The 11549-nt window shown below is 53.1% G+C and carries 14 protein-coding genes, 10 tRNA genes and 1 rRNA gene; 22 read left to right on the forward strand and 3 right to left on the reverse strand.

Annotated elements, in window-relative coordinates:
* Nucleotides 1-29: 29 nt before the first annotated feature.
* Both EVJ30_RS10885 and EVJ30_RS10890 read right to left on the reverse strand, forming a co-directional pair.
* On the reverse strand, nucleotides 30-1475 hold the full coding sequence (locus tag EVJ30_RS10885) for a nicotinate phosphoribosyltransferase (RefSeq protein WP_070329215.1): 1446 nt from the start codon (nucleotides 1473-1475) through the stop codon (nucleotides 30-32).
* Between the two features lie 23 nt (nucleotides 1476-1498).
* Complete coding sequence (locus EVJ30_RS10890) at nucleotides 1499-2032, reverse strand: cysteine hydrolase family protein (RefSeq protein ID WP_070329216.1); 534 nt, start codon at nucleotides 2030-2032, stop codon at nucleotides 1499-1501.
* 142 nt (nucleotides 2033-2174) lie between these two features.
* Between EVJ30_RS10890 and EVJ30_RS10895 the strand changes: the two genes are divergently transcribed.
* The 3 genes from EVJ30_RS10895 to EVJ30_RS10905 are packed head-to-tail and all read left to right on the forward strand — an operon-like array spanning nucleotide 2175 to nucleotide 3277.
* Nucleotides 2175-2450, forward strand: coding sequence for a 4a-hydroxytetrahydrobiopterin dehydratase (locus EVJ30_RS10895; RefSeq protein WP_131469075.1), 276 nt, complete (start codon nucleotides 2175-2177; stop codon nucleotides 2448-2450).
* Nucleotides 2443-2925 carry a hypothetical protein gene (locus tag EVJ30_RS10900; RefSeq protein WP_236634026.1) on the forward strand — a complete coding sequence of 161 codons (483 nt, stop codon included), beginning with the start codon at nucleotides 2443-2445 and terminating at the stop codon, nucleotides 2923-2925. The genes EVJ30_RS10895 and EVJ30_RS10900 overlap by 8 nt, the downstream gene beginning before the upstream one ends.
* A 34-nt stretch (nucleotides 2926-2959) precedes the next feature.
* On the forward strand, nucleotides 2960-3277 hold the full coding sequence (locus tag EVJ30_RS10905; RefSeq protein ID WP_131469077.1) for a hypothetical protein: 318 nt from the start codon (nucleotides 2960-2962) through the stop codon (nucleotides 3275-3277).
* 36 nt (nucleotides 3278-3313) lie between these two features.
* Here the strand turns inward: EVJ30_RS10905 and EVJ30_RS10910 are convergent, their stop codons facing one another.
* Nucleotides 3314-4039, reverse strand: coding sequence for a rhomboid family intramembrane serine protease (locus EVJ30_RS10910; protein ID WP_131469079.1), 726 nt, complete (start codon nucleotides 4037-4039; stop codon nucleotides 3314-3316).
* Nucleotides 4040-4102: 63 nt separating this feature from the next.
* Here EVJ30_RS10910 and acpS point away from each other — a divergent pair, with 63 nt between their 5' ends.
* The 19 genes from acpS to EVJ30_RS11005 form a co-directional block, all read left to right on the forward strand.
* Nucleotides 4103-4480, forward strand: coding sequence for a holo-ACP synthase (acpS, locus tag EVJ30_RS10915; RefSeq protein WP_070329221.1), 378 nt, complete (start codon nucleotides 4103-4105; stop codon nucleotides 4478-4480).
* A complete protein-coding gene (alr, locus tag EVJ30_RS10920) occupies nucleotides 4458-5534 on the forward strand; it encodes an alanine racemase (RefSeq protein ID WP_131469081.1) in 1077 nt (358 codons plus the stop codon). Before acpS ends, alr begins: the two co-directional genes overlap by 23 nt.
* 128 nt (nucleotides 5535-5662) lie before the next feature.
* Nucleotides 5663-5941 (forward strand): hypothetical protein, encoded by a 279-nt coding sequence (locus EVJ30_RS10925; RefSeq protein WP_070329223.1) that lies wholly within the window; start codon nucleotides 5663-5665, stop codon nucleotides 5939-5941.
* A 5-nt stretch (nucleotides 5942-5946) separates the two neighbouring features.
* Nucleotides 5947-6297, forward strand: a complete 351-nt coding sequence (locus EVJ30_RS10930; protein WP_016510516.1) for a type II toxin-antitoxin system PemK/MazF family toxin — start codon at nucleotides 5947-5949, stop codon at nucleotides 6295-6297.
* Between the two features lie 140 nt (nucleotides 6298-6437).
* Complete coding sequence (locus tag EVJ30_RS10935; RefSeq protein WP_016510528.1) at nucleotides 6438-6764, forward strand: STAS domain-containing protein; 327 nt, start codon at nucleotides 6438-6440, stop codon at nucleotides 6762-6764.
* On the forward strand, nucleotides 6761-7237 hold the full coding sequence (gene rsbW / locus EVJ30_RS10940) for an anti-sigma B factor RsbW (RefSeq protein WP_131469083.1): 477 nt from the start codon (nucleotides 6761-6763) through the stop codon (nucleotides 7235-7237). Before EVJ30_RS10935 ends, rsbW begins: the two co-directional genes overlap by 4 nt.
* Entirely contained in the window at nucleotides 7203-8003 is an 801-nt protein-coding gene (gene sigB, locus EVJ30_RS10945; RefSeq protein ID WP_131469085.1) for an RNA polymerase sigma factor SigB, read from the forward strand. The genes rsbW and sigB overlap by 35 nt, the downstream gene beginning before the upstream one ends.
* Before the next feature lie 75 nt (nucleotides 8004-8078).
* On the forward strand, nucleotides 8079-10208 hold the full coding sequence (locus EVJ30_RS10950) for a Tex family protein (protein ID WP_131469092.1): 2130 nt from the start codon (nucleotides 8079-8081) through the stop codon (nucleotides 10206-10208).
* 220 nt (nucleotides 10209-10428) lie between these two features.
* A tRNA-Asn gene (locus EVJ30_RS10955) sits at nucleotides 10429-10503 on the forward strand.
* A gap of 9 nt (nucleotides 10504-10512) precedes the next feature.
* Nucleotides 10513-10604: transfer RNA gene (locus EVJ30_RS10960), tRNA-Ser, on the forward strand.
* Nucleotides 10605-10636: 32 nt separating this feature from the next.
* Nucleotides 10637-10711, forward strand: a tRNA-Glu gene (locus EVJ30_RS10965).
* A gap of 5 nt (nucleotides 10712-10716) precedes the next feature.
* A tRNA-Val gene (locus EVJ30_RS10970) sits at nucleotides 10717-10792 on the forward strand.
* A 23-nt stretch (nucleotides 10793-10815) separates the two neighbouring features.
* A tRNA-Asp gene (locus tag EVJ30_RS10975) sits at nucleotides 10816-10891 on the forward strand.
* A 7-nt stretch (nucleotides 10892-10898) separates the two neighbouring features.
* Nucleotides 10899-10970 (forward strand) — tRNA-Gln (locus EVJ30_RS10980).
* Nucleotides 10971-10979: 9 nt separating this feature from the next.
* Nucleotides 10980-11055: transfer RNA gene (locus EVJ30_RS10985), tRNA-Lys, on the forward strand.
* 30 nt (nucleotides 11056-11085) lie between these two features.
* Nucleotides 11086-11173: transfer RNA gene (locus EVJ30_RS10990), tRNA-Leu, on the forward strand.
* 1 nt (nucleotide 11174) lies between these two features.
* Nucleotides 11175-11251: transfer RNA gene (locus EVJ30_RS10995), tRNA-Arg, on the forward strand.
* A 10-nt stretch (nucleotides 11252-11261) separates the two neighbouring features.
* A tRNA-Ile gene (locus EVJ30_RS11000) sits at nucleotides 11262-11338 on the forward strand.
* A gap of 100 nt (nucleotides 11339-11438) precedes the next feature.
* Nucleotides 11439-11549 (forward strand): 16S ribosomal RNA (locus EVJ30_RS11005); the annotation flags it as partial.

Here is an 11549-nt window from a genome sequence, read left to right on the forward strand (position 1 = left end):
AGGTTACGGGACGCCCCGTAACCTTTTGTTTATTTTGGAATCCGTGTTTGACGGATCATTTCGAGTTTCAAATCCCACAGCGGCTTGCTGAACGTGACCGCATACACTTCCGGCAACCGGAGTCGCTTGTACTCTTCCCATAGGCCGTTCATCTGCTCATGGTGATACTGGCGGATGTCTGTCGCGCTCGGCAAGTCGTACACGCGCTTCCCATCTAGGAAGATCGGTTCGAGCAAACGTTTGACGGTGAAGTTGCGCGTCTTGATTCGGAACGCCGGGTCACGCACGTCGATCAAGTCGATCTCCGTATACGTCTCGACCGGTTCGTCGGCGAGCGCGATGTAATCCCCTTTGAACTTGCCCGTCTCGTTATCGATAATTCGGTAAAGTTCTTTCTTGTGCGGGGTCGTCGTCTTCACTTTCGAGGACGACACTTTGATGACCGGTTTCAACTCGCCATCGGCCCCTTCACGGGCGACGAGCTTGTACACCATCCCGAGGGCCGGCTGTTCGTAAGCCGTGATCCCACGCGTCCCGACGAGGAATGTGTCGGCTTCAGCGCCTTGCATCCGCAAGTCTTGGATGACGTACTCGTCGAGGTCACCTGAGACGACAATTTTAACGTAGTCGAGACCGGCCGCGTTCAATGCTTTCCGGGCCCGTTTTGACAAGTAGGCAAGGTCGCCCGAATCGAGACGGACCGATTTCAAGCGGTATCCTTTCGCCTCGAGCTCTTTTGCGACCGTGATGGCGTTCGGGAGCCCCGATTTGAGCGTGTCGTATGTGTCGATCAACAGGCTCGTGTTGTCCGGATACATCTCGGCGAATGAACGGAACGCCTCGAGTTCGTCATCATGGAACTGGATGTCGGCGTGCTCCATCGTCCCTCCGGTCGGGACATTGAAATCACGTCCTGCCGAAACAAGGCTCGTCACGTCAAAGCCGGCGATGTAAGCGGCGCGCGTCCCATAGTAGGCGGCGTCGACGCCTTGGGCACGGCGGGCCCCGCCTTCGAGCAACGTCTCATTCGGCGCGGCTTGACGGATTCGGGCGTACTTCGAGGCAATGAGTGACTCATGGTTAGCGATGTTGAGGAGCGCCGTTTGGAACAGCTTCGCCTCGAAGATCGTCGACTCGATCCGGACGACTTGTTCGTGTGGGAAGATGATTTCACCTTCGCGCACACTATAGAGAGAACCGGTGAACTTGAAGTTGCGGAGGACGTCACCGAACTCGTCCTCGAACCCGAGCTGTTCTTTCAAATAAGCGATATCGGCTTCCGTGAACGAGACGTTCTCTAAATAGTGCACGATATTTTGCAAGCCGGCGAAGACGACGTAACCGCCGCTGAACGGGTTCGAGCGGTAGTAAAGGTCGAAGACGACTTTTTCGTTATGACGGCCTTGTTTCCAATAAATATACATCCAGCGTGGGAGATAAAGGTCGGTATGAAGCGCTAAGTTGCGATGTAACATTGTAGTTTCCTTTCTGTTTGGCGTCACTTCCCGGTCACAGTAGCTCCGAGGGTCGTGACAAAATGTTCGAGCGCCCAGTCGTGTCCGACCGGGTTAAAGCTTTGAACCGCATCCGCATGGACGACGATCTTGTATCCGAGGTTGTACGCATCGACGGCCGTATGGAGCACACAGATGTCGGTGCATACACCGACGAGATGGACTTCATGGATGCCGCGCTCACGTAGGCGAAGGTCAAGGTCTGTGCCTGCGAAGGCGCTGTAACGCGTCTTGTCGATCCAATGATCGGCGCGTTCGGCGGCGGGTTTGACGGCACCGTACAACTCGCGACCTTCCGTGCCCCGAATGTTGTGGGGTGGGAACAACGTCGTTTCAGGGTGATACGTGTCGCCGGCGTCATGGACGTCGTTCGCGACGACGACGTAGTCCTCTGTTGAAAATTCCTCGATCAACTGGACGATTCGTTCTTCTATGTCTTGCCCGGGTTTCCCGCAAGTCAAACGACCCGTGTCTGCGATAAAATCAAACGTATAATCAATGACGATCAATGCCCGCATGGGAAGTCTCCTCTCTCTTGTGAAGAATGATTTGGCTATCTTTCTTATTCTAAATCATTTTACGGCATGCGAAAAAGATTATTTTCGCGCTTGGTCGGGTAGTAAGTGTAAGAGGAACTGCAATCGAAAGGGGAATCAGCTGATGATTTTGTCATCGACCGAACTGTCTGAACAGTTGTCACGATTACCGGGCTGGGAAGTTGTCGAAGGGGAGCTACAGAAAACGTATCGCCTTGAGACGTTTCCGGAGGCGATCCAATTCGTTCATCTCGTTGCCGATATGGCCGAGACGCTCAACCATCATCCGAACATATTGATCGAGTATCGCAACGTCACGCTCACCGTGTCGACACACGACGAAGGAGGCATCACAGAGAAGGACATCATGCTCGCGAAAGGCTGTGAGGAATTTGTCTAAACTGTTTATGACGTTCGCCTCAGGCAGTGTCGCCGACCGGTTGCGCAAGGAACCGGGCGTCATCGTCGCGAGCGGCAACGAGACAATCTTGCTTGCTGAAGGGGACAAGTCCCCGTTCCAGAGTGGGAAGACGTTCCAAATCGAAGAAGCGGCAGGACAATTCGCGGCGACAGGGAATATCATCTATGCGAACATCCCGGTCGACTCGAACGCCCGGTCGCTCTTGTTCCACCGATTGCTGACAGAAAAGTCCCGTCTCGGGTCTGGGCACAACGGATTTGCCGCGTATCGGCTCGGCGTTGACCCGGACGACAACCATGGGATTGTCATCATTCAATTCACTGAAGAAGGAAATCGGTTCCGTGATTCGACCGACTACTTACTGTTTCAAGAACGATTGAAAGAAGCCGTCGAACAAAAAGGGGCCGGTCCGATCATAAAACACTATGTCGTCAGTGAACCGGATAACCTATAATAAACATAACGTCACGTTAGGGGAGGATTTTTTTATGAACAAGAACTACTTCTGGATGGGTCTGGCGGCAGGTGCCATTATCGGTGCCAGCGCATCGCTGCTCCACAAAGAGACACGCGATCAGCAGATCAGACAGCTCAAAGGGATAAAGTCACGACTCAAGTCGACGGACACATCGACGCAATCACATTCGGTCGGGCTCCAAGCCTCATCGAAAAGCAGCTTGAAAGATCGCGTCATGGACTTGAAGGCGTTGTACGAAGAAAACCAAGACACGATCCAAAACCTCGTCGAAGACGTCAAAGACTTGGTCGACGCGCTCCAAGACGCACGTCATAAAAATCAGATCTAATTCAAATGGCCAAGCGCTGAGCGCTTGGCCATTTTTTCATAAGAACCGTGCGAACAAGCCGAAAACGGCGAGCCCGATAATGACGTAGAAAATCCATTTGCTATCGCTCGAGTGGACGACGGGCGGAGCATACTTCCGCGGCTTGTACTTCCCGTAACGGAGCGGACGCGAGTAAGGCACCGTGAAACGAGACAGCGGGATCGCGAGCAAGAACCCGGCCAAGAAGCCGTACACGTGTCCCCAAAGCGACACGTTCGCCCCGATGAGCGTGAACACGGCGCTGATGGCAACGAAGATGAAGACGAGTCGCGCATCTTGACTGTTGATGAGCGTACGGCGGAAACGGCCGATGAACACGTAGAAGCCGAGAATCGCTAAAATCGCACCCGAAGCACCAGCTTGCAAATAGAACAGTTCGCTCACCGTGAAGAACGTCAACAAGTTGGCGAGTGCCCCAGCTACAATGTAAAACACGGCGAACTTCACATGACCGACCATGCGTTCCATGGCGGGGCCAAAAATGATGAGCGCGAACGAGTTGAACAGCAAGTGACCGAGCCCTAAATGAATGAAGTTGGCTGTCACGAGACGGTACCACTCGCCTTGGGCGAGCGCGAGGTGGAACGACCCTCCGAGCGCGACGATACGCAGTGAGGGCATCAAAGAATCGATGACAAACACGAGCAGTTGGATTACAATGAACAGCGTTACGAGCGGATACGCCCGTACGAACGTTTGAACATTCTCAGTACGACTAAACATAGCATCACCTCTTTTCTTAATTGTATAAGGAAACGAGTGGAAAAGGAAAGGAGCGAGTGTCCTATGATTGCGGGAATCGGAATCGATATTGTCGAGCTAGAACGGATCGCTCGCTCGATCGAACAACCTCGCTTTATGAACCGAGTGCTGACGGAGGCAGAGCGCGGGCTCGCCCTCACGTATTCAGACGAACGCCGAATCGAGTTCGTCGCCGGTCGGTTCGCGGCGAAAGAAGCTTACGCCAAAGCGGTCGGGACAGGCATCGCCCGCGGCTTGTCGTGGCAACAGATTGAAATATTGCCGGACGAGACGGGACGCCCGCATATGACGGCGCCTCACCCGGGCCGGATCCATGTCAGCATCAGCCATAGCGAACGGTACGCCGTTGCACAAGTTATCATTGAAGAGGGGGATCACCATGTTTCGTCCAAGTTGGATTGAAATCGACCGGGCGGCGATCGCCCACAACATCATCGAAATCAAAAAACGTATCCCGCAAGCGCTCATGGCGGTCGTGAAAGCGAACGCCTACGGGCACGGGGCCGTCGAGGTCGCGCACATCGCGCTCGCAAACGGGGCGACGATGCTCGGAGTCGCCTTGCTTGAAGAAGCGATCGAGCTTCGAGACGCCGGTATCACCGCCCCGATCCTCGTCATGGAAGCACAGTTCCCAGAATACGCCGGAGTCGCGGCCGAGCATGATGTGACGCTCTCCGTGTTCTCGGCCGACTGGTTACGTGAGGCGAAAGCGTATGTGACCGAGCGCCCGCTCACCGTCCACGTCAAAGTCGACACGGGCATGGGGCGTCTCGGCTTGCGGACACGGGCCGAACTTGATGCACTTCTCGACGCAGCCGACGATCGCTTTGACGTCGAAGGGATTTATACACACTTCGCGACGGCCGACGAACCGGACAGTCCGCTCTATTACGAGCAACAAAAGCGGTTCAGTCAGTTGATCGACGGACTCATCCCGCGCTTCCGCTACATTCATACATCGAACTCGGCCGGGGCGATCCGGATGGCCGGAGAAGATGTTCCCTATAACCTTGTCCGGGTCGGCATCGCGCTGTACGGGTTATACCCATCGAGCGAGATGGCGTCGGCGTATGCGTTCTTGAAACCGGCGTTCACATTGAAGAGCCGACTCATGCAAGTGAAGACGCTTGAAGCCGGGCAGACGGTCAGCTATGGTGCGACGTACACGACGACGGCCGATGAATGGATCGGGACGGTACCGGTCGGTTATGCCGACGGCTGGATCCGCAAGGCGAGCGGCTTCGAAGTCGACGTCGAGGGCGAGCGTTGCCCGATCGTCGGACGGGTGTGCATGGACCGCTTCATGATCCGCCTTCCGCACGAGTCCCCGGTCGGCACCGTCGTCACGTTGATCGGCGGGGCGGTCGCCATCGATGAACTCGCGGCACACCTCGGGACCATCAATTACGAGGTCGTTTGTCAATTGACGAGTCGATTGCCACGGCGCTACGTGTAAATTATAAACGTGTGAAATTATCTGAATTCTTTCGCGAATCCTCTATATTTTCCCATTCTTGCGTGTTATATTGATAAAGAACGCGGGAAAAATTCCGCCAATCACCGAAACGATTCTGGAGGTGCAAGATGTTGAAACAGCGAACTGCGGGTGCTCTAGTGTCCGTTCCAGATCGGTTCTCGCAGCATGTGAGTCCGATTTCGATGAAAGATCGTGAATCACTGTCATTGAACGATGTAGTGACGTACTTGTCTAAGGAAATTGCTGATCGACAACAAGCACTGCGTGAAGAATTGGCGAAAGGCTATCAAGAGATGGCTGCGTTTAATTTGAATATGGCAGAAGAGATGCTGATGATTGAGACGGAAGCCGAACATGCTCTCTTACGTCAAGTAAGCGGGGTGTGAGCGGAGTGATCGTAAAGCGTGGTGACGTGTTTTATGCGAATCTGTCGCCCGTAGTCGGTTCAGAGCAAGGTGGAGTTCGTCCGGTTCTCGTCATTCAAAACGATATCGGCAATCGCTTTAGCCCGACCGTCATTGTCGCTGCGATTACGGCTCAGATCCAGAAAGCAAAACTGCCGACTCATGTGGAAGTATATCAAGTCAAACACGGCCTCGAACGAGACTCCGTGATTTTGCTTGAACAGATTCGAACGATTGATAAGCGTCGTCTGACGGATAAAGTCACTCATCTCGATGATGAGACGATGCACAAAGTTGACCGAGCGCTAGAGATCAGTATGGGATTAATCCCGCTCTAGCTTACATATAACTAAACCGGTACATGGGTATCGGTTTTTTTTCAAACAGATCGATAAAAGTGGTTTCAAATCCTGAAATAAGGGAAATATGATTAATCGTACTCAATTTTTCTATGCGTAACATTAGGAGGGAATATACAATGGATTTAGCGATTCGCGAGCAAGTCATTGGAGAACAATTACACCTTTACGTTTCTGGAGAGGTAGACACATATACGGCACCAAAATTGAAAGAGGTCTTGCACCCGGCGATTACGGAACAAGATGTCATCGTTCATTTGGACGAAGTCGACTATATGGACTCAACAGGTCTCGGCGTCTTCGTCGGCGCACTTAAAATTGCCAAACGTAACGAGAAAGAGTTATCGCTCGTCGGCGTTACCGATCGCGTCAACCGTCTCTTTGAATTGACAGGCCTAGACAAGTTATTGTCGATCAATACAAACGTAAGAGGTGGCACGAAATGAGTAACATCGAACAGACGGTGATGACGTTCCCGGCCAAACCGGAATATGTCGGCGTGGTCCGTTTAGTCGTCTCAGGAATCGCTAACCGTATGGGATATACGTACGACGAGATCGAGGATATTAAAATTGCGGTCTCGGAAGCGTGTGGCAATGCTGTTCAGCACGCTTATGAAGACCAAAAGGGTGAAGTGAAGCTCACGTGCGGTGTCCACGACGACCGCCTCGAGATGACGATCGAAGACTCGGGCAAGACGTTCGCAGACGACGTGAAACGCCAAGCGGCTCCGGTCGAGGAGACGGCGGAAATCGAATCGCTTCACGAAGGGGGACTCGGTCTTTTCCTCATTGAAGCGTTAATGGATAACGTCTCGATCAACAAGGACAACGGTGTCAAAGTGACGATGACGAAACTCCTTAACAGGGACGAGGTGGATCAGAGTGCCAGCAAAATCTCAACAACGCCATCACAGTGATGATGAAGTATTAGAGTGGATTGAGCGCTATCAACAGGACGATCAAAACGAAGAAGTCCAGATGCTCCTCATCAACCGATACTCAGACCTTGTTGAAGCGCTCGCTCGAAAATTCTCGCGTGGCCGGGCCATCCATGATGACCTCGTGCAAGTCGGGATGATCGGGTTGCTCGCCGCACTTCGCCGTTTCGACCCGGAGTTCGGACGCAGCTTCGAATCATTCGCCGTTCCAACGATCATCGGTGAAATCAAGCGTTTCATCCGTGACAAGACGTGGAGCGTTCACGTGCCGCGTCGGATCAAGGAGCTTGGACCGAAAATCAAGAAGACGGTCGAAGAGCTGACGACAGAACTGCAACGGTCACCGCGCATCGATGAGATCGCCGAATACCTTGGCGTTTCCGATGAAGAAATTCTCGAAACGCTCGAGATGGGCAAGAGCTATCAAGCGCTCTCGGTCGACAGTTCAATCGAAGCGGACAATGAAGGCAGCACGGTCACACTGCTCGACCTCGTCGGCAGCCAAGAGCGTGGGTATGAGTCAGTCGACCAGCGCCTCATTCTCGAAAAGGCGTTCAGCGTCTTGAACGAGCGGGAACAAGCGATTTTAGAATGTGCTTACTATAAAAACATGAGTCAAAAAGAGACGGGCGAACTCCTCGGTATTTCCCAGATGCACGTGTCACGTCTACAACGACGCGCGCTCGAGAAATTGCGTGAGGCCATCAAAGTCCCGCTCAACGAAGTATTCTCAAACGATGACTAAACGGTCATCGTTTTTTTGTCGTCTTCTACAGAGTTTGCTACACTTCAATAGAGAAGAGAAAAGGAAGTGATTCGATTGATTACGAAGATTGCGAACGAATTGAAGCTGAAGACGAGTCAAATCGAGACGGTACAACAACTTGCGTCGGACGGAGCGACGATCCCGTTCATGGCCCGCTATCGAAAAGAGATGACGGGGAATTTGGACGAAGTCGAGATCAAAGCGATCCTCGACTCGCTCCAATATGAAGAGAGTCTCCAAAAACGGAAAACGGACGTCCTCGCAAAACTCGAAGAACTCGAGAAGGCGACGCCGGAACTGACACGGGCCATCGAGGTCGCGACGAGTCTCCAACAAGTCGAGGACATTTACTTGCCGTATCGTCCGAAGCGCCGAACGAAAGCCGAGCAAGGACGAGAGAAAGGGCTACAGCCGCTCGCTGACTGGTTCCGGGAAGCATCTGCTTATTCGGTACAACAAGCAGAGGGACTCACGGGTGAACTGGCGCTAGAAGAGGCGCTTCCGTTCGTGCAAGCAATCATCGGGGAAGAGTGGGGGGAAGAGGCAACGCTCCGCCAGACGCTGCGGACGAAAGTGCGGAACGAGGCGCTCCTCCGGTCCCAAAAGAAAAAGGCGGCAGAAGATGAGAAAGAAGTGTTCGCCCAGTATTACGACTACGAGGAGAAAGTAGTCGGCATCGTGCCGCACCGCATTCTCGCGTTGAACCGGGGCGAGCGGACCGACGTGCTCCAAGTGAAGCTCGTCTTTGATGAGACGTTGTTCTTGAAACGAGCACTCAGTAAGTTCGATCGTCTTCCGACCGAGAAACGGGATGTTGTGACGCTCGCTATAAAGGACGCGTTCAAGAAATCGGTCTTCCCGGCCATCGAACGCGAAATCCGCAGTTCGTTGACCGAGACGGCTGAAGAACAAGCGATTGACGTCTTTGCGAAGAACTTGAAGCAGCTCTATATGCAGCCGCCGCTCCGTGAAGTCGTCGTGCTCGGCATCGACCCGGCCTATCGGACCGGCTGTAAGTGGGCCGTCGTCAACGAGACCGGGAAAGTCGAAGAAGTCGGCGTGTTCTATCCTACGGCGCCGAAGCATGACGTGGCCGGTTCAGAAAAAGTGCTCTCATCTCTCGTAAAACGCTATCCGATCTCCGTCATCGTCATCGGCAACGGGACCGCTTCGCGTGAGACCGAGCAATTTGTCTCGAACTGGCTGAAGACGGCCGAGCGTGAGATCGCGTACGCAATCGTCAATGAAGCCGGGGCCAGCATATACTCGGCTTCCGAGATTGCGCGATCTGAGTTCCCGGAGTTGAAAGTCGAAGAACGTTCGGCTGTATCGATCGCCCGCCGGATCCAAGATGCGATGGCCGAGCTGGTGAAAGTCGACCCGCAATCGGTCGGGGTCGGACAGTACCAGCACGATGTCAGTCAAAACAAATTGAAAGGCTCACTCGAGTTCGTCGTCGAGAGCGTCGTCAACATGGTCGGTGTCGATGTGAACCGGGCTTCCGAGTCGTTGCTCACGTACGTATCGGGCCTCAATAAGACGACGGCAAAAAATATCGTCGCGTATCGTGATGAGTTCGGGCGCTTCAATACCCGCAAAGAAATCAAGAAAGTGCCGCGGCTTGGGGCGAAGGCGTATGAGCAAGCAGCTGGCTTCCTTCGTATCACGAACGGGAGCGACGTGCTCGACCAAACCGAGATCCACCCAGAGAGTTACAAGTTGACGTTATCTCTATTGAAGGAACTCGGTGTCTCGAAAGCAGCGGTCGGCACGGCCGGGTTGCGAGATCGGTTGAAATCGGTCGATGCCCGAGTGCTCAGCGAAACGCTTGAGGCGGGACTGCCGACGGTCGAAGACATCTTGAAGTCACTCGCCAAGCCGGGCCGTGATCCACGTGAGGATATTCAAAAACCGCTCTTACGGACGGACGTCATGAACTTAGAAGACTTGCAGGTCGGGATGGAGTTCCAAGGGACTGTCCGCAACGTCATCGACTTTGGGGCGTTCGTCGATATCGGGGTCAAGCAAGACGGGCTCGTCCACATCTCGAAGTTGTCGAACCGCTACGTCAAACATCCGCTCGATGTCGTCGCGGTCGGGGACATCGTCACCGTCTGGATCGAGCAAGTCGATGCCAACCGGGGTCGGATCAGCCTGACGATGCTAGAGCCTAAAAAACAATAAATCTATATTAGTAAGAAGAAAGTCGGAGTTGAGCAAAGTGGTTTCATTTTGCTCAACTTTTTTTGTTGAAAAGTGTTGACGGTCGTTTTTGACCGTGATATCTTATAGAGGTCGCTAAGAGCGCGGCATGAAAATTTAAAGCTTTTCTAAAAAAGTGATTGACACGTTTCGGGTTTGCGGTTACAATTTAAATCGTTACTTTGAAAGATTCAAGCAACGTTCCGCAATAGCTCAGTGGTAGAGCAACCGGCTGTTAACCGGTAGGTCGTAGGTTCAAATCCTACTTGCGGAGCCATTTTATTTTGGAGACGTACCCAAGCGGCTATAAGGGGCTCCCCTGCTAAGGGAGTAGGCTGGGAAACCGGTGCGAGGGTTCGAATCCCTCCGTCTCCGCCACTTACTTTTTAGAAAACACCAGTTAAACAAATGGCCCGTTGGTCAAGCGGTTAAGACACCGCCCTTTCACGGCGGTAACACGGGTTCGAATCCCGTACGGGTCACCATATATGGAGGATTAGCTCAGCTGGGAGAGCACCTGCCTTACAAGCAGGGGGTCGGCGGTTCGATCCCGTCATCCTCCACCATTTCAAATTTAAGCGCGTATACTGGTCTTGTGGTGTAGGGGTTAACATGCCTGCCTGTCACGCAGGAGATCGCGGGTTCAAATCCCGTCAAGACCGCCATTTACGTTGGGCTGTAGCCAAGTGGTAAGGCATTGGATTTTGATTCCAACATGCGAAGGTTCGATCCCTTCCAGCCCAGCTTATATTTGAGCCATTAGCTCAGTTGGTAGAGCATCTGACTTTTAATCAGAGGGTCGCAGGTTCGAGCCCTGCATGGCTCACCATTTTTATTCCTCGTAACATTTAATTACGCTGCGGTCGTGGCGGAATCGGTAGACGCGCTAGGTTGAGGGCCTAGTGGTGGTTAACACCGTGGAGGTTCAAGTCCTCTCGACCGCACCATGCACCCTTAGCTCAGCTGGATAGAGCGTTAGACTACGAATCTAAAGGCCGGGAGTTCGAATCTCTCAGGGTGCACCATTTTTATTATGGGCCTATAGCTCAGCCGGTTAGAGCGCACGCCTGATAAGCGTGAGGTCGGTGGTTCGAGTCCACTTAGGCCCACCATCTTAACTGACGAACTTTGAAAACTGAACGATGAGGCAAAAAAGTTTTACAAGTTTTGATTGAAGCGCAAGCTTCGTCATTTTCAAGAGCTATATCAAATTCTTTGGAGAGTTTGATCCTGGCTCAGGACGAACGCTGGCGGCGTGCCTAATACATGCAAGTCGAGCGCAGGAAATCGACGGAACCCTTCGGGGGGAAGTCGACGGAATGA

Origin of the sequence: Exiguobacterium sp. SH5S13 (assembly GCF_004337085.1) — a bacterium.
GTDB lineage: Bacteria > Bacillota > Bacilli > Exiguobacteriales > Exiguobacteriaceae > Exiguobacterium > Exiguobacterium aurantiacum_A.